Source organism: Bradyrhizobium frederickii, assembly GCF_004570865.1.
Classification (GTDB): domain Bacteria; phylum Pseudomonadota; class Alphaproteobacteria; order Rhizobiales; family Xanthobacteraceae; genus Bradyrhizobium; species Bradyrhizobium frederickii.
Window position 1 is genome coordinate 12,609 of sequence record NZ_SPQS01000030.1, and the last position, 15,971, is coordinate 28,579.

The following is a 15,971-nucleotide window of genomic DNA, read 5'->3' on the forward strand; positions in this document are numbered from 1 at the left end:
ACGGCGGTCCGACTTCAAAACGTCTCCACCCAGGGCCGCAGCTCGAGCTCCCAGCTCCAGGCGCTGCGCGGCTGCTGCAATACGTTCCAATAGCTCTGCGCGATCGCATCGGGATCGAGCATCGAATCCGGTCTGTCCGCCGCTTCCGTCCGCGCCGCGCTGCGGATCCCGCCGTCGATCACGAAATGGGCGACGTGAATGCCCTGCGGCGACAGCTCGCGCGCCAGGCTCTGTGCCAGTCCACGCAGCGCGAACTTGCCCATCGCGAACGAGGCCGACTGCGCATAGCCCTTGACGCTGGCCGAGGCGCCCGTGAACAGGATCGCGCCGTGCTTGTTCGGCAGCATGCGCTTTGCGGCCTGCTGCGCCACCAGGAAACCGCCATAGGCGCTGACCGCGATCGCGTTGGCGACGTCGGCCGGAACGAGGTCGACGAACGGCCCGCGCGTGCGGCCGCTGGCGTTGTAGACCACGAGGTCGGGCGTACCGATCTCGCGCTCGACCAGGCCGAACAGCCGCTCGACCTCCTCCGGATCCGCTGCGTTGCAGGCATAGGCCTTTGCGCCGGTCTCGCTGCAGAGCGCGCCAAGCTTCTCGATCTTGCGGGCGGCCAGCGCCACGCGAATATTCTGGGCGGAGAGCAGGCGCGCCAGCGACGCGCTGAGGCCTTCGCCGGCGCCGACGATGAGGGCGATCTTGTATTTCGGATGTTCCATGGCGTGGTCTCTTAGGATGGGGAGCCGTTGATCTATGCATGCCTACGCGAACAACCAGCCGGCGCGATCACAATTCCGCAGAGCGAATTGCTCCATCATTGCGATCATGCCTCCCTGACAATTTGCGGCTTTATCGCTCTCCGCCGCTGGAGCATGATCGACATCATCCCAAGCGGCAAGCGCCAAGTCAGCGCAAAATGCCGGCACGGCGGAAACGATAGAGGAACGATCATGCTCAAGCCGGCCCCAGCACAGCCGAACAACGCCGCGGCCGAGCCATCCGGCCTGCTGGCGCCCGATACCACAGGCATGAATTTCTACCGCGCCGATCCCGCGCTGACGGATCTCTTGCGCATCCATCTGCCGGAGCCCTTGTTTCGCCACATCGAGCCGCATCTCGACCGCCTCGGCGAGCTCGCCGGCGGCCGGCTCGACGAATGCGCGCGGCTCGCCGACCGGCACACGCCGGTGCTGCACCAGCGCGACAAGTTCGGCCGCGACGTGCAGTCGATCGAGTATCACCCTGCCTATCGCGAGCTGGAGAATGCCGCATTCGGCGAGTTCGGCATTCATGCCCTCTCGATCCGCAAGGGCATCATGGGCTGGCCGGACAAATACCCCGTGGTGGCCAAGCACGCCTTCACCTTCCTGTTCAACCAGACCGAATTCGGCATGGGCTGCCCGATCAACGTCACCGACGGCTGCGCCAAGCTCCTCGCAAATTTCGGCAGCGAGGCGCTCAAGGCGAAATATCTCGACGGCCTGACCACGACCGACATGAACAAGCTGACGCAAGGCGGCCAGTTCATGACCGAGAAGGAGGGCGGCTCCGACGTCGGCACGCTGACCACCCGCGCGGTGCAGGAGGGCGATCATTGGCGGCTCTACGGCGAGAAATGGTTCTGCTCGAATGCGGATGCCAAGGTGGTGATGCTGCTGGCGCGCCCCGAAGGCGGCGGCCCCGGCACGCGCGGCGTCGGCCTGTTCCTGATGCCGCGCTTCCTCGACGACGGCGCGCAAAACCATTACCGGATCGTGCGCCTGAAGGACAAGCTCGGCACGCGTTCGATGGCCTCGGGCGAGATCAAGCTCGAAGGCGCGATGGCGTACGCGGTCGGCAAGCTCGACCGCGGTTTCGTGCAGATGGCCGAGATGGTGAACTCGTCGCGGCTCTCCAACGGCGTCAAATCCACCGCGCTGATGCGCCGCGCCTATCACGATGCCATGACGGTCGCGACGAACCGCGTGGTGTTCGGCAGTCGCATCATCGACCTGCCGCTCGGCCGCCGGCAGATGCTGAAGATCATGCTGCCGGTCGAGCAGGCGCTGTCGATGAGCTTCCTCACCGCGGACGCGCTCGACCGCGCCGAAGCGGGCAGCCAGGACGCGGCGGCGCTGCTGCGCATCCTCACCCCGACCTTGAAATTCCGCGCCACCCGCGACGCCCGAAAGGTCTGTGGCGATGCGCTCGAGATGCGCGGCGGCACCGGCTATATCGAGGAGTTCGCCACCGCGCGGCTGTTGCGCGATGCGCATCTCGGCTCGGTCTGGGAAGGTACCGGCAACATCGTCGCGATCGACGCGCTCCGGCGCGCGGTCGGCCGCCATGGCGCCGAAGCCGCACTATCAGCCGATCTGCATGCGCGGCTCGATGACAGCGCGTCCGTGCCGCAGGCCTGGCGCGACAAGCTGCGCGGTCTCACCGATCGCGCCGTGGATTTTGCGCGCGAGGTTGCGGGCAAGTCCGAAAACGAAGCCGACGCGCGGCGCGCCACCAGTCTGCTCTATCATGTCGCCAGCGCGGTGGCGCTCGCCTGGGAAGCGCACCGCATTCATGCCATGCGCGGCGACGCGCGCCGGCTGCTGCTGTCGCGGCTCGTCGTCGACCACAGGGTGTCGCCGAGCGATCCGTTCCGGCTGACGGAAAATGCCGCGCAAGCGAAGATCGCCGTGTTGCTGCTCGGCGATCGCGATGCCGGCATGAGCGAGGTTGGCGAACTGGTTCTGGCGGCGTAGGCTGCTTTCACCTCTCCCAAGAGGAGAGGTGAAGTCTGCGCGCAACGATAATCATAACAACGGGGAAACACCGATGAAGGCCGCCGTCCTCCATGAAGTCAACCAGCCGCTCGTCATCGAGGATGTCAGCCTGCCGAAGCCGGGTCCGCGCGAGGTCCTGATCCGCACGGCGGTTGCCGGCCTCTGCCATTCCGACCTGCACTTCATGGAGGGGCTCTATCCGCATCCGCTGCCCGCAGTACTCGGGCATGAATCCGCCGGTGTCGTCGAGCAGGTCGGCTCCGACGTCACCTACGTCAAGCCGGGCGACCACGTCGTCACCTGCCTGTCCGTGTTCTGCGGCACCTGCGACAATTGCACCACCGGCCGCACCGTGCTCTGCACCGACACCACGGTGAAGATGCTGCCGGGGGTCTCCAACCGGATGCAATGGTCGAAGCCCGAGAAGCTGCACCAGTTCCTCAACCTGTCCTCGTTTGCCGAGCAGATGCTGGTGCACGAGAACGCCATCGTCAAAATCCGCAAAGAAATGCCGCTCGATCTCGCCGCGCTGATCGGCTGCGGCGTCATCACCGGCTACGGCGCGGTGGTGAACACGGCGAAGGTGACGGCCGGCGAGACCGTCGCCGTGATCGGCTGCGGCGGCGTCGGCATGGCCGCGATCAACGGCGCGCAAATCGCCGGCGCCGGCCGCATCATCGCCATCGATACCAACCCGGCCAAGCTCCAGCTCGCGACGAAGCTGGGCGCCACCGACATCATCAACCCGGCGGATGGCGACGTCGTGAAGCAGGTGCGCGACCTCACCAATGGCGGCGTTCATCATTCCTTCGAGGTGCTCGGCCGCAAGGAGACCGCCGAGCAGGCGTTCGGCATGCTCGCCTCGGGCGGCACCGCGACCATCGTCGGCATGATTCCGTTCGGCCAGAAGATCGAGCTGCACGGCTTCGACTTCCTGCGCGAGCGCAGGATCCAGGGCTCGTCGATGGGCTCGAACCATTTTCGCGTCGACATGCCCCGCCTGGTGGATTTCTACCTGCGCGGCCGGCTGCACCTGGAGGACTGGATCTCGGCGAAATTGAAGCTCAACGAGATCAACGAAGGCTTTGCCAACATGAAGGCCGGCAAGACGCTGCGCAGCGTGATCGTGTTCGACAGCTAGAACGGCCGGTGCCGGCGCCGCCCGATCAGGCGCATGCGCGGCATTCTGCGCGATGAGGCGGGACTTCCGGATGGTCCCGCCCGAGACGTGCTTCCACAATCAAGCTCAACGCGACGGGGCCGCACCATCGGCCGAGGCGCAACGCGACTCCCTTATGAGCAGCAGCGTCATGAGCGCGGCAAGGCCCGCGGCGAGCATATAGGCAGGGGATATGTTCAGGCCGGCACCTGCGAAGAGCAAATAGGAGAACAATCCTGCCGTCGACGCAATGAAGCCAAGCCAGGCCAATCTTGGGAGGCGAAATCCACGTCCGCCCTGGCGGAGATCGAGCACGAGGTAGAACACCAAAAAGGTGTTGCAGAGCGCCGCCGGCAACAGGCCCATGACGATCTCGCTCTCGAATGCAAGATAGGATAACACGCCGTCGACCTGGGCAATCACCGCGAACGGCAGATAGCGCAGGTTGAGGCAGGCTAGGGCGATGCTCGCAAGTTCGAACGCGTAGAAGTAGCGCTCGTGCATCTTGGGAAGCAGGTACGGCATCAGAATGAGCGACGCGCATGCGACGAGCAGAGTGAACTCCGGCCCGGTCCGCTTGGACTGTGCGATGAAGATCGATAGGGCAAGCCCGCTCGCTGCCGCGAGCACGAGGCCAATGGCGACCCCGACTGTGTACGGCGTTCCTCCTGCGAACACCCAGACGTTCGCTGCATTCATGGTCAGGTGATGATATGTGTTGGCTTGGCCGAGATAGATGCCGAGCACGGAGACCAGAGATCGGCCTGCAACGAGAACCGGAATGGCGAGGATCAAATAGACTCCCGGAATGGCGGCAAGCCACGCCAGGTGAATTTTGCGGCGCAAGATCATGCCGAGCACGAACGGCCCCAGGAACACGCCCTGCGCCTTCACCGAACAGCCTACGGCGAAAGGCAGAACGCCATTTCGGTTGCGCATGAACATCGCCACGGACAGCAGCGCGAAGAAGGTCCAGATCGAATCGGCCTGCCCCCACATTGCTCCATTGAAGAGCACCGTCGGTGCGAGCCAGACCGAGCAGAAGGCCATGGACGCGCGCAATGGCACCTTCGTTGTACGCCAGACGATCTGTGCGACAACGATCGCGCAACCGAGCTCGAATATCGCCGAGATTGTCTTCACGAGCGAAAGTGGCTGGCCGAGCCTATCAAAAGGGGCGGCGATCAGCAGGAGGTAGCTGTAAAACGGGGCGTAGTTGGTGAAAGGCCCGGCCAGCGCGCCAATACCCTGATCCCGAGCGAAGGTGTACCAGGGGATCAGGAACTGAAACGCATCGCTGTTGGCGTATTCCCGGACAAGGTACCGGAGCGCAAGGCCTGCAAGCCCGCACACCAGCGCGAGGGCGATCGCCAGCGGCTTGGTGGCCAGCGCCTTGTCCGGATGAATGCAGCGGTCGAGCTCGCGCGGCGCGCCGACTCCGCCAGTAATGTTTGTTGCGCCATCGCTCTTTGCTGGAACTGTGCGCGACGATCGATGAGCACAGCTGGGATCCGCGTAATCAGGAGAAGATGGATATTGGTATTCAGAACGTGGTTGGTTCTTGCGGCCCTCTGCAACACAGAGAGACTCAGGGCTTTGATCCATGGCACAACAAGACGTTGAATTTCATCTTGTGTACGTATACGTATATCGATTTCGAGTTGTGTAAATATTGGTTGTGCAACCGAATGAAGGCTCGCGAAAGGATTATTTGGTTAGCGAATCCTTTAGTGGAACAGGCGATCGTCGGAATGAGCGCGAGCGGCAAGCGAGCCCGGCGCTGCGGTCGCAGGATGGCGGCGCGGTATACCAGCGTCTTGTCGGGATTGGAGCAGTAGAACTCGGGCGCCAGGATCTCTTCGAAGCGCTTGACATCGCGGTTCTGAACGGAGGCGACGTAGTCGCGATTGAGCGCGGTGAGTTGGTCGAGGTCCTGGCGCATTGCATGTCCCTCCTGTCATTCCGGGGCGCGCGGAGCGCGAACCCGGAATCTCGATGTCGTCTTACTCCGTCATCGCGAGCGACTTGTCCGCCGTCGCTCCAGGAGCGAAGGCGGAAGCGAAGCAATCCAATCTCCCAGCGCGGACGGATTACTGGATTGCCTCGTCGCAAGAGCGTCTCGCAATGACGAGCGACTAATCGTCGAACATCTTCGGCGGCACGAACCCGCCGAACTCGCGCTCGATCAGCTCGGCAAGCTTGAGCGGCGTGCGATCCTCCAGCCACGGGCCGACGATCTGCACGCCGACAGGCAGGCCGTCCTTCGACAGGCCCAGCGGAACGGCCGTCGAAGGCAGGCCCGGCAACGTCGCGATACCCGGCCAGGCGAGCTGATCGGAATAGGGGTAATCCCTGCCGTCGATGCTGATACGCCGCAGGCTCTGGTCCGGCGAATGGTCATGCGGAAAGGCCGGCGTCGGCATGATCGGGCAGATCACCGCGTCGAAGCTCTTGAACAGCGCGCGCCATTGCGCACGCAGGCCGGCGCGGGCGCCTGCGTCGAGCACCCAGGCGCGGTGGCTTGCGGTGATGCCGCGCAGTCGCTCCGCACCGAGGCTGCGATCCTCGGGCGAAAGCTGGCTCGCCCGGGCTTGCGCATCCGCAAGCTCATCGGGCAGGAAGAACGCGCCGAGAAAGCTCAGGAGCATGCGCATGTAGAGCCGCGACGTCTCCGCGAAGTCCGGGAGCTGGCCGCTCTCGCGCGCGATCCTCGTGCCGGCCTTCGACAGATCGGTTGCGAGCCTGTCGATCGCGCCGCGGACGTCACCGTCGGTCGGCAACAGCGGGTCGCTGTCGATCACCAGGACGCGAAAGTCCCGCAACGAATGATGCCGTGCAGCGGGCAGGTCGAGCTTGTAGGCGACACCGGCGTCCAGCGGTTCCGGCCCGGCCATGACGTCGAGCAGCAGGGTGAGATCTGCTGCCGTGCGCGCCATCGGCCCGATGACGGCGAGGTCGCCCTCGCGCGGAATCGCCGGAAACGGCGGCGGGGTCTCGCCGCGGGCCGGGCAGAGATTGAGAGTCGGCTTATGCGCGAAGATGCCGCAATGAAAGGCCGGCACCCGCAGCGAGCCGCCGATGTCGGAGCCGGTGGCGAGCGCGCAATAACCTGCGGCGAGGGCTGCCGACGATCCTCCGGACGATCCACCCGGCGTGCGGCCGAGATCATAGGGGTTGTTCGTGGTGCCGTAGATGTCGTTGTAGCTCTGCCAGTCGCCGAGGCCTACCGGCACGTTGGTCTTGCCGAGGATCACGCCGCCGGCCTGCTTGATGCGTGCCACCGGCAAGGCGTCTTCGGCAGGCTTGAAATCCCTCTGCGGCAGGAATCCCCAGGTCGTCGGCAGGCCGGCGATGTTGAAGGATTCCTTCACCGTCACGGGCAGGCCGAGCAGCGGCTTGCGCTCGCCGCGTGCCAGGGCGGCGTCCGCCTCGCGCGCGGCACCGAGAGCGCGATCGAAATCCCGGACGCAGATCGCGTTGATCTTGCCGTCGTGACGCTCGATACGGGCGATCGCGTCCTGGGTGAGCTCGACCGCGGAGACCTTCTTCGCGCTCAAGGCGGCCGACAGCTCGACCGCGCTCTTGAAACTCCATTCCGATTTGGCCACCGCGCGTCTCCTGCTCTGGTTGTCGGACGATGATGCGCAGTTTGGCCGAATGCCGCAACGGCTGCTTGATCGCGATTGCTGTTCGAAATCGCGGGAAGGCGGCGTCCGCCGACGGCGGTGTCATCGCCCGCCTTGTGCGCACTTGCGCACTGGGGCGGGCGATCCAGTACGCGGCGGCTTCTCGGTTGAATCAGAGACGACTCTGGAATACTGGATTCCCTGCCTTCGCGGGGAATGACACCGGGGTGAATGTCGCTACGCCGCCCCGATCAATATCCCGACCGCGAGCACGATCGCGCCGCCGAGCACGATCTGGAACACCGCCTGGAGGAACGGGGTGTCCATGTAGCGCGAGCGGATGAAGGCGATCGCCCACAATTCGAAGAACACCACGACGCAGGCGATCGCCGTTGCGATCCAGAACGCGTTGGCCCAGCTGTCGGGCACGAGATAGGGCGCGGTGTGGCCGAGCCCGCCGAGCGTGGTCATCGCGCCGCAGGTGACGCCGCGCAGCCAGGGCGAGCCGCGCCCCGTCAGCGAGCCGTCGTCGGACAGCGCTTCCGCAAAGCCCATGCTGATGCCGGCGCCGATCGAGGCGGCAAGGCCGACGAGAAACGTCTGCCAGTTCTGGTGGGTGGCGAAGGCGGCGGCGAACAGCGGCGCCAGCGTCGAGACCGAGCCGTCCATCAGGCCGGCGAGGCCCGGCTGCACATATTGCAGCACGAACATCCGCCGCCGCGTGCGATCCTCCTCGGCGCGCACGTCGGGACTGAGGATCTCGTCGGTCAATCTGGCGGCGGTGTGCTCGTGAGCCTTCTCGGCTTCGGCGAGGTCGCCGAGCAGCCGGCGCACGTTGACGTCCTCGGCCTGCTCGGCGGCCTTCGCATAGAAGCGCTCGGCCTCGAGCTCCATGGTCTCGACTTCCTTTCGGATCGTGTCGAGCGGCAGGTTCTTGGTCAGCCAGATCGGGCGACGGCGCAGAAAGCCCTTGACGTCCTCGCGGCGGATCGGCGGCAGATGCTGGCCGAAGCGCTGCTCGTACAATTCCAGCAGCATGTGGCGATGACCGCGCTCTTCCTCGGCCATCTGCTCGAATAGCTTGGCCGAGTCCGGATAGCGTTCCTTCAGGTCCTCGGCGAAGGCCATGTAGATGCGGCTGTCTTCCTCTTCCGAGGAAATCGCGACCGCCAGCACCTCGCGCTCGGTCAGATCGGCAAAAGTCTTCACGGCTGTCCTGTTTTCAGTAGTTTAGAATTATTCTAAACTATATAGGAGCCCATTGTTCCCGGGTCAAATCAGGCCGTGCCGGCTTTGGCGAGGAAGTCGAGCAACAGGCGGCCGACCTCGGCCGGCTCCTCCTGCTGCACCCAATGGCCGGCTCCGTCGACGAGATGGCAGCCGAGCATCTGCGTGCAGGCGCGCGCCTGCATCGCCTCGAACACGCCGGGACGCTGGTAAGTGCCCCAATCCTGCTTGCCCGAGATGAAGCAGGAGGGCACGTCGATGCTGCGACCGGAGAACAATTGCAGCTCGTTGTTGAGCATGCCTGACGTGCCGTAGCGATACCATTGCAGCCCGCCCTGGAATCCGGTGTGGCCATATTCGGCGGCGTAATAGGCGAGCTCGCTGTCCGGCAGCCATTGGTTGGCCGCGATCGCCGCGGGCGATGGCATCTCCTTGGCGACCGTCTCCGCCATGGTCTCGTTCAGATCCATCACGTAATAGGTCGGCAGCTTTGCCAGCTCGTTCGCCGACCACGATGTCAGCGGAGCGGGCTTGTTGCCGGCCCAGTCCGCACTCTTGTGATGGTAATAGGCGCGCAGGAAATCGTGCACGCCCTGTGGCGCGCGGTGCATGTCGGCGTTGGCCTCGCGCGTCGAGTAGTACCACTGATAATGCTTGCGCGGACGCGGCAGCGCGGCGAGCTCGCGATGAACGGGGTCATCGATCGGCGGCCTTGCCGGTGTGTCGATCGTGTCGAACGGCAGCGGCGGCGCTCCGCCGAATGGCGCGCTCATCAGCGTCACCGAACGAAACACGTCGGGCCTGATCAGCGCGCACCAGGCTGCGACCGGGCTGCCGAAATCATGTCCGACCACGTCGACCTGCCTGTAGCCGAACGCCGACACCAGGGCGAGCGCGTCGCGCACCAGGTTGAGCAGCGAGAACGGCGCGAGATTGCCGTCGTAGTCAGCGCTCCATCCCGTGGTGCGGCCATAGCCGCGCTGGTCCGGCGCGATCACGTGATAGCCGGCCGCGGCGAGCGCCGGCATCACCTTGCGCCAGGAGAAGGCGAGTTCAGGAAAGCCGTGCAACAAGAGAATACAGCGCCGCCCCCTGGTCTCGAAGCCCGCCTCCAGCACATGCATGCGCAGGCCGTTGACGCCGTCGACGGTGCGCGAGCGGATGCCGGCGGGCAGGGGGATTTCAGGGAGATCGGCCATGATGTCTCCTCGTCATGGCCGGGCTTGCCCCGGCCATCCACGTTCTTCGCTAATGTCGGATTGTAAGAGCGTGGATGCCCGGGACAAGCCCGGGCATGACGGAGCTGGAAGTCTACGGAACGTCCTTAAACCGCCGCGCACACGAACGCGTTGCCCTTGCGCCGGATCTTCCCCACCGACGGCGACGGAAAATGCGCGGTGCAGCACAGCGTGTCGGTGTCGCAATAGCGTTCGAGAAAGCCGCGGCGCGTCGTTGCCGCCTTGGCCGGATCGACGTCGAACTTGATCGACAGCTCCGGATAAAGCGTTTGCAGCGGCGAGTGCATGAGATCGCCGGAGAACACCGCGTCGTCCCTGCCGCGGCCCATGGTGATGGCGATATGGCCCGGCGTGTGGCCGGGGGTCGGCAGGATGCGGACGTGGTCGCCGATCGCATGGTCGTTGCCGACGAGCTCGTGCCTGTTGGCCTCGACCACCGGCAGCACGCTGTCGGCGAAGGGCGGGACTTCCGCCTTCGCGTTCTGCTCCGACCAGTGGTCGAATTCCTGCCTGGCGAAGACGTAGCGTGCCTTCGGGAAGGTCGGCACCCAGCGGCCGTTCTCCAGCCGCGTATTCCAGCCGACATGGTCGACATGCAGATGCGTGCACATCACGAAGTCGATGTCGTCGACCGAGAACCCCGCGGCATCGAGTCCGCGCAGGTAGGTATCGTCCGTCTTCATGTTCCATTTCGGACGATTGGGCCGCGGCTTGTCGTTGCCGATGCAGCTGTCGACCAGGATGGTGTGGTGCGGCGTCTTCACAACGTAGGACTGGAAGCACAGCAGCAGAACATCCTGCTCGTCCAGCGCCTTCGCTTCGCGCATCCAGGCCCGGTTCTCGGCCAGCAGTTGCGGCGTCAGCCCCGGCAGCATCTCCAGCGCCGGGACGAACGAGGTCTCCTGCTCGATGATGCGATGGATGGTGAGATCGCCGACCGAGAATTTCAGGCTCATGAGAACTCCAGCTGTTATGCGGCCGGCGGCACCGAGATCTTCACGGAAGGGCGCTCCAGCATCTTCTGGTGGAAGGCGTCGAGCTTCGGATAGGCCTTGCGCCAGCCGCAATCGGCGAAGCGGAAATCGGCATAGCCGAGCACGCAAACGAGGCCGATCTGCGAGATGTCGAACGGGCCGTTCAGCACCTCGGGCATGTTCTCGAAGCGCGCCATTCCGGTCCAGGCCCTGTTCCAATGGTCGTCCGACCAGGCCTGCCATTGCAGGCCCTGCGGCCGCACCATCTTCTCGTAGCGGCACAGCAGCATGGAATCGAGCATGCCGTTGATCAGGGAGTGATTGGTCTTGGCCTTCCAGCGCCGCGGACCGTAATCCGGAATCAGGCTGCCGCCGGCCATCTCGTTGAGATATTCGACGATGACGTAGGAGTCCAAAATGACGTCGCCGTCATTGGTGATCAGCACCGGCAGCTTCTTCAGCGGCGTGATCTTCGAATAATCCTCGTTGGCCGTGCCCGGCGCGACGCTCGCCGGCGTCAGCTCGATCTTGTCGATCAACCCGAGCTCGATCGCGGCGATGCGCACCTTGCGGGCAAAGGGCGAGGCGGGGGAGAAGGTGAGCTTCATGGGGACTATTCCCTGCAATCGATCGTGTGCGAACGGTGTTTCCTCCGTCATGGCCGGGCTTGACCCGGCCATCCACGCGTCGCGTCGTGGTCAGACTGTGAGACGTGGATGCCCGGGTCAAGCCCGGGCATGACGACGTATGATGCGCGTGCGCCTCACGCCGCCACAATCTCCTGGCGCTGCTCGCCGAGACCTTCGATGCCGAGCGTGACGACGTCGCCGACATTGAGGAAGGTCGGCGGCTTCATGCCGAGGCCGACACCGGGCGGGGTGCCTGTCGTGATGACGTCGCCGGGCAGCAGCGTCATGAACTGCGAGACGTAGGAGACGCACTTGGCCATGGAGAAGATCATGGTCTTGGTCGAGCCGGTCTGGCGGCGCTGACCGTTGACGTCGAGCCACATCGACAGGTTCTGCACGTCCTTGATCTCGTCCTTGGTCGCGAGCCAGGGGCCGAGCGGGCCGAACGTGTCGTGCGACTTGCCCTTGGTCCACTGTCCCAGGCGCTCGATCTGGAAGGCGCGCTCGGAGACGTCGTTGCAGACGCAATAGCCGGCGACATGGTTCAGCGCGTCGGCTTCCGAGACGTACTTGGCCCGGGTGCCGATGATGGCGGCGATCTCGACCTCCCAGTCGAGCTTGGTCGAGCCGCGCGGCTTCTCCACCGGATCGTTCGGGCCGGACAGCGAGGTGTTGGCCTTCATGAAGATGATCGGCTCGCTCGGGATGTCGGCGCCGGTCTCCTTGGCATGGTCGGAATAGTTGAGGCCGATCGCGACGAATTTCGAGATGCCGGTGACGGGGGCGCCGAACCGCGGCTTGCCGGACACGGCGGGCAGCGAGGCGGGATCGAGGCCTGCCAGCTTTTTCAGGCTCTCCGGCGAATAGGCCTCGCCCGTGAGGTCCTTCAGATGCGCCGACAGGTCGCGCAACTGGCCGGATTTGTCGATCAGGCCGGGCTTTTCCGCACCCTTCTCGCCGTAACGAACAAGCTTCATTCTCGTTTCTCCCTGGAGATTGGACCGATCGGTTAACAGCTTCATGGAACAGGGCGGCGGGAAATTCAACCGCTCAAAGCGCGCCGCATTGCAGGCTTCTGGATTCGGTGGGAGCGGCAAGGTCTCGTGCCCCGGACGCTGCGCAGCGCGAAGCGGTGCGCTGCTGAGCCGGGGCCCAATCCCGCGGCATTCTGGGTCCCGGCTCGGCGGAGCAGCGTTGCACGCTGCACCGCGTCCGGGACACAGAGCTCAGCCCAGCGCCACGAACCGGAACGCGTCACCGTCCCGCCTGATATGCCCAGCCGAGAAATGGCCGCCGATCACCAATGTCGGCGTGTCGGCAAAGCGGCCGAACAATTCGCGTCGTGTCCTGGCCGATTTCGCCGGGTCGGAATCGGCGGTCGAGGACCAGTCGAGGTGCGCCATCTGGCAGGGATGATGGGCGACGTCGCCGGTGAGCAGGCCCTGCTCGCCGTCCGACCGGATGAAAATGCTCATATGGCCGGGACTGTGGCCCGGCGTCGGAATCATGCTGATCTCCTCGCAGAGCCGGTGGTCGCTCGGGATCAGATCGGCCCGGCCTGCATCGACGATCGGCTGCACGGAATCATTGAACACCGCCGCCTTGTCCGGCTCGCTGGAGTGGTCGCGCCAGTGCTCGTATTCGGTCCTGCCGAAGACGTAACGCGCTTTGGGAAATGTCGGCACCCATTTGCCGCCAGCCAGCTTCGTATTCCAGCCGACATGATCGACATGAAGATGCGTGCACAGCACGGTGTCGATGCTCTCGGGCGCAAAGCCGGCCGCGCTCATCGTCTCGAGAAACGGAGTCGTGCGGTTGTTCCAGGTCGGAACATTGCGGCCCTGCTTGTCGTTGCCGAGCCCGGTGTCGACCACGATGCGGCGCGAAGGCGTCTCCACCACCAGCGAATGGATCGACATCTTCAGCCGGCCTTCGTCGGTGGCGAAATGCGGGATCAGCCAAGGCAGCTTCTGGATCTCCGCGTGGCCGGCCAGCGGCAGGATGAAGCGGGTCGAGCCGACCGTCTCCAATTCCACCACCTTGGTGATCTTGACCCGACCGACCTTCCATTGCATCCGGCAGCTCCCATGTTCTTGTTTTGGTGCCGAAACATGCGCCGTTTCCGCCATGATGCGCAATGGATCATCTGACGCGATACGGCGTTATCGCGGGAACCGGAGGAGGAGCCATGCCAGAGCTTGCGATTTCCGCTGACAAAGTCGCCTTCATCATCGAGAAGGCGCGCGAATTCGACGTCAAGGAGGGCGATTCCGATCCGGATTCCGGGTCGAACCCGAGCGATGACGATGCGCTCGATGTTCTCGAGGACGACGGCACCGATCCTGTCGTCCAAGAACTCGGCAGCTTCATGATCGCCTTGAACGAGGACGAGCAGCTCGATCTCGTCGCGCTGACCTGGCTCGGTCGCGGCGACGGCACGATCGACGATTGGGACGATTTGCGCGCACGCGCGGCGGAGGCCCGCTCCGAGTACCGCAGCCCGCGCCGCGAAACGGTGCATTATCTGCTCGGCGAGCCCATGCTCGGCGATCTGCTCGCCGACGGGCTCGACGCATTCGGCATCGACTGGAGCGACGAGCGCACGACAGCCGATTCCTCCGCTCCAAGCCAGCAGGACGAAGACGAGCCGACGAAACAGCGGTGATACCTCGAGCATGCGCAGTGCTGTCGACTGAAGGTCGTCATGCCCGGGCTTGTCCCGCCTGCGCGGCCGAAGCCGCTCCGGCGCGGCGAAGGCCCGGGCATCTGCGTTCTTCGTGCTCTGCGGCCAGGCCTGGATGGCCGGGACAAGCCCGGGCATGACGATGCGGAAGCTTTGGCGCAGCCGCCAGCGACGTTACAGCGTCCCCGGGAACGCGCCGCCGTCCAGCAGAATGTTCTGGCCGGTGATGAAGCCGGCCTTGGCGCCGCACAGGAAGGCGCAGGCATAGCCGAACTCGTCGGGCTGGCCGAAGCGGCCGGCGGGGTTGAGCTTGGCGCGCTCGGCCAGAATCTGCTCCGCGGAGACGCCGCGCTTGTCGGCCTCGGCCTTGGCGGTGCCGGTGAGGCGGTCGGTCTCGAACGGGCCCGGCAACAGGCCGTTGATGGTGACGTTGTTGATCACGGTCTTGCGCGACAGGCCGGCGATGAAGCCGGTGAGGCCGGCGCGCGCACCGTTGGAGAGGCCAAGGATGTCGATCGGCGCCTTCACCGCGGCCGAGGTGATGTTGACGATACGGCCGAACTTGCGCGCCATCATGCCGTCCACGGTCGCCTTGATCAGCTCGATCGGGGTCAACATGTTGGCGTCGATCGCCTTGATCCAGTCGTCGCGGGTCCAGTTGCGGAAATCGCCGGGCGGCGGGCCGCCGGCATTGTTGATCAGGATGTCGGGCTCCGGGCATGCCTTCAGCACGGCCTCGCGGCCCGCCGGCGTCGTGATGTCGCCGACGATCTCGGTCACCGTCACGTCGGGATAGGCCTTCCGGATCTCATCGGCCGTCTTCTTCAGCGCCTCGGCGCCGCGTGCGGTCAGCGTGACGTGAACGCCGGCGTCCGCCAGCGCGATGGCGCAGGCACGGCCGAGACCCTTGCTGGATGCGCAGACGATGGCGCGGCGACCTTTGATCCCAAGATCCACTGTTTCACTCCCGTAATGTCAGGCAGGTTTTGGACGGCGGGCACCTTAACCAAGTGCGGCGCCGCTGATAAGGGATGGGCTCGCACCAAAATGCATGCGCCGGGCGCTAGCGATGCAAATGCGTTCTAGATCCGCTGTTCCTGCTTGAGGCGGTCGATCGCGGAGGCCGCTTCCGGCGGCAGCGACTTGAAGCCCATCTGCCCTGCCATCGAGAACAGCGGCCGCAGATGCGAGCCGACGAGAAACGGCGGCTGGCGGTTGGCCGGCACGATCTGGTCGAACACCAGGACCAGCGTGGTGGCGACGAGGCCGACCCTGATGGCGCCGAGCGCGGCGCCGCCGAGCCGGTCGCCGATGCCGGCCTCGCCGAAGGTGTCGTTCAACGCGATGCGGCCGATATGCCCGAACAGCATGCCGACCACGACGAAGATGCCGAAGAACCAGATCCAGTTCTGCAGCAGCAGCGAATTCGGGTTGCCTGCAATTTGCGGCGCGATCAGCGGCAGCAGCGCGACCGCAATCGGCGCGGCGAGGAGATAGGCGAGGATGGTCATGGCGCTACGCAGCAGGCCGGTCCTGAAACCGAAGCCGACCGCGACGGCGAGCGCTGCGTAGACGGCCAGATCGAAACTGTTCATGAGCACAACCTTGCCTTGATGGAGCAAGTGAACGCAAGTCCGATCATTCCGGTTTCAGATCGCTAAAATCGTCTCTATTGGTGACTC

Annotated in this window: 15 protein-coding genes; 3 read left to right on the top strand and 12 right to left on the bottom strand. The window is 64.8% G+C overall.

Features of this window, described 5'->3' with window-relative positions; all coding sequences use genetic code 11:
* Positions 1 to 14: 14 nt before the first annotated feature.
* The gene (locus E4K64_RS34120; protein WP_135167267.1) at positions 15 to 716 is read right to left on the bottom strand and encodes an SDR family NAD(P)-dependent oxidoreductase; all 702 of its coding nucleotides are present in this window, start codon (positions 714 to 716) and stop codon (positions 15 to 17) included.
* Positions 717 to 947: 231 nt separating this feature from the next.
* Between E4K64_RS34120 and E4K64_RS34125 the strand changes: the two genes are divergently transcribed.
* Together E4K64_RS34125 and E4K64_RS34130 are read left to right on the top strand one after the other, a co-directional pair.
* Positions 948 to 2,732: an acyl-CoA dehydrogenase family protein gene (locus tag E4K64_RS34125; protein WP_135167268.1), complete on the top strand. Its 1,785-nt coding sequence runs from the start codon at positions 948 to 950 to the stop codon at positions 2,730 to 2,732.
* Between the two features lie 73 nt (positions 2,733 to 2,805).
* Positions 2,806 to 3,894 (top strand): Zn-dependent alcohol dehydrogenase, encoded by a 1,089-nt coding sequence (locus tag E4K64_RS34130; protein ID WP_126259624.1) that lies wholly within the window; start codon positions 2,806 to 2,808, stop codon positions 3,892 to 3,894.
* 105 nt (positions 3,895 to 3,999) lie between these two features.
* Here the strand turns inward: E4K64_RS34130 and E4K64_RS34135 are convergent, their stop codons facing one another.
* The 9 genes from E4K64_RS34135 to E4K64_RS34175 all read right to left on the bottom strand — a co-directional run bounded on the left by E4K64_RS34135 (position 4,000) and on the right by E4K64_RS34175 (position 13,681).
* Positions 4,000 to 5,517, bottom strand: coding sequence for a hypothetical protein (locus tag E4K64_RS34135; protein ID WP_235884867.1), 1,518 nt, complete (start codon positions 5,515 to 5,517; stop codon positions 4,000 to 4,002).
* A complete protein-coding gene (locus tag E4K64_RS41335; protein WP_235884868.1) occupies positions 5,501 to 5,854 on the bottom strand; it encodes a nuclear transport factor 2 family protein in 354 nt (117 codons plus the stop codon). Before E4K64_RS41335 ends, E4K64_RS34135 begins: the two co-directional genes overlap by 17 nt.
* 193 nt (positions 5,855 to 6,047) lie before the next feature.
* Positions 6,048 to 7,520 (bottom strand): amidase, encoded by a 1,473-nt coding sequence (locus E4K64_RS34145; protein ID WP_135167269.1) that lies wholly within the window; start codon positions 7,518 to 7,520, stop codon positions 6,048 to 6,050.
* 255 nt (positions 7,521 to 7,775) lie between these two features.
* Positions 7,776 to 8,747, bottom strand: coding sequence for an iron exporter MbfA (mbfA, locus tag E4K64_RS34150; protein WP_126259627.1), 972 nt, complete (start codon positions 8,745 to 8,747; stop codon positions 7,776 to 7,778).
* A 68-nt stretch (positions 8,748 to 8,815) separates the two neighbouring features.
* The gene (locus E4K64_RS34155; protein WP_135167270.1) at positions 8,816 to 9,964 is read right to left on the bottom strand and encodes an alpha/beta hydrolase; all 1,149 of its coding nucleotides are present in this window, start codon (positions 9,962 to 9,964) and stop codon (positions 8,816 to 8,818) included.
* A 125-nt stretch (positions 9,965 to 10,089) separates the two neighbouring features.
* Positions 10,090 to 10,959: an MBL fold metallo-hydrolase gene (locus E4K64_RS34160; protein WP_135167271.1), complete on the bottom strand. Its 870-nt coding sequence runs from the start codon at positions 10,957 to 10,959 to the stop codon at positions 10,090 to 10,092.
* Between the two features lie 14 nt (positions 10,960 to 10,973).
* Positions 10,974 to 11,585 carry a glutathione S-transferase family protein gene (locus E4K64_RS34165; protein WP_135167272.1) on the bottom strand — a complete coding sequence of 204 codons (612 nt, stop codon included), beginning with the start codon at positions 11,583 to 11,585 and terminating at the stop codon, positions 10,974 to 10,976.
* Between the two features lie 155 nt (positions 11,586 to 11,740).
* Positions 11,741 to 12,583: a fumarylacetoacetate hydrolase family protein gene (locus E4K64_RS34170; RefSeq protein WP_135167273.1), complete on the bottom strand. Its 843-nt coding sequence runs from the start codon at positions 12,581 to 12,583 to the stop codon at positions 11,741 to 11,743.
* A 249-nt stretch (positions 12,584 to 12,832) separates the two neighbouring features.
* Positions 12,833 to 13,681, bottom strand: coding sequence for an MBL fold metallo-hydrolase (locus E4K64_RS34175; protein WP_167772408.1), 849 nt, complete (start codon positions 13,679 to 13,681; stop codon positions 12,833 to 12,835).
* A gap of 113 nt (positions 13,682 to 13,794) precedes the next feature.
* Here E4K64_RS34175 and E4K64_RS34180 point away from each other — a divergent pair, with 113 nt between their 5' ends.
* Positions 13,795 to 14,271, top strand: coding sequence for a DUF3775 domain-containing protein (locus tag E4K64_RS34180; RefSeq protein ID WP_135167275.1), 477 nt, complete (start codon positions 13,795 to 13,797; stop codon positions 14,269 to 14,271).
* A 192-nt stretch (positions 14,272 to 14,463) separates the two neighbouring features.
* Here the strand turns inward: E4K64_RS34180 and E4K64_RS34185 are convergent, their stop codons facing one another.
* Complete coding sequence (locus tag E4K64_RS34185; protein ID WP_135167276.1) at positions 14,464 to 15,246, bottom strand: SDR family oxidoreductase; 783 nt, start codon at positions 15,244 to 15,246, stop codon at positions 14,464 to 14,466.
* Positions 15,247 to 15,371: 125 nt separating this feature from the next.
* The gene (locus E4K64_RS34190) at positions 15,372 to 15,884 is read right to left on the bottom strand and encodes a CvpA family protein (RefSeq protein ID WP_135167277.1); all 513 of its coding nucleotides are present in this window, start codon (positions 15,882 to 15,884) and stop codon (positions 15,372 to 15,374) included.
* Positions 15,885 to 15,971: the final 87 nt, after the last annotated feature.

Bases quoted from the DNA above. Each gene is read 5' to 3' on its own strand.
- E4K64_RS34120 (WP_135167267.1), bottom strand. From the start codon at position 716: ATGGAACATCCGAAATACAAGATCGCCCTCATCGTCGGCGCCGGCGAA.
- E4K64_RS34125 (WP_135167268.1), top strand. From the start codon at position 948: ATGCTCAAGCCGGCCCCAGCACAGCCGAACAACGCCGCGGCCGAGCCA.
- E4K64_RS34130 (WP_126259624.1), top strand. From the start codon at position 2,806: ATGAAGGCCGCCGTCCTCCATGAAGTCAACCAGCCGCTCGTCATCGAG.
- E4K64_RS34135 (WP_235884867.1), bottom strand. From the start codon at position 5,517: ATGGATCAAAGCCCTGAGTCTCTCTGTGTTGCAGAGGGCCGCAAGAAC.
- E4K64_RS41335 (WP_235884868.1), bottom strand. From the start codon at position 5,854: ATGCGCCAGGACCTCGACCAACTCACCGCGCTCAATCGCGACTACGTC.
- E4K64_RS34155 (WP_135167270.1), bottom strand. From the start codon at position 9,964: ATGGCCGATCTCCCTGAAATCCCCCTGCCCGCCGGCATCCGCTCGCGC.
- E4K64_RS34160 (WP_135167271.1), bottom strand. From the start codon at position 10,959: ATGAGCCTGAAATTCTCGGTCGGCGATCTCACCATCCATCGCATCATC.
- E4K64_RS34165 (WP_135167272.1), bottom strand. From the start codon at position 11,585: ATGAAGCTCACCTTCTCCCCCGCCTCGCCCTTTGCCCGCAAGGTGCGC.
- E4K64_RS34170 (WP_135167273.1), bottom strand. From the start codon at position 12,583: ATGAAGCTTGTTCGTTACGGCGAGAAGGGTGCGGAAAAGCCCGGCCTG.
- E4K64_RS34175 (WP_167772408.1), bottom strand. From the start codon at position 13,681: ATGCAATGGAAGGTCGGTCGGGTCAAGATCACCAAGGTGGTGGAATTG.
- E4K64_RS34180 (WP_135167275.1), top strand. From the start codon at position 13,795: ATGCCAGAGCTTGCGATTTCCGCTGACAAAGTCGCCTTCATCATCGAG.
- E4K64_RS34190 (WP_135167277.1), bottom strand. From the start codon at position 15,884: ATGAACAGTTTCGATCTGGCCGTCTACGCAGCGCTCGCCGTCGCGGTC.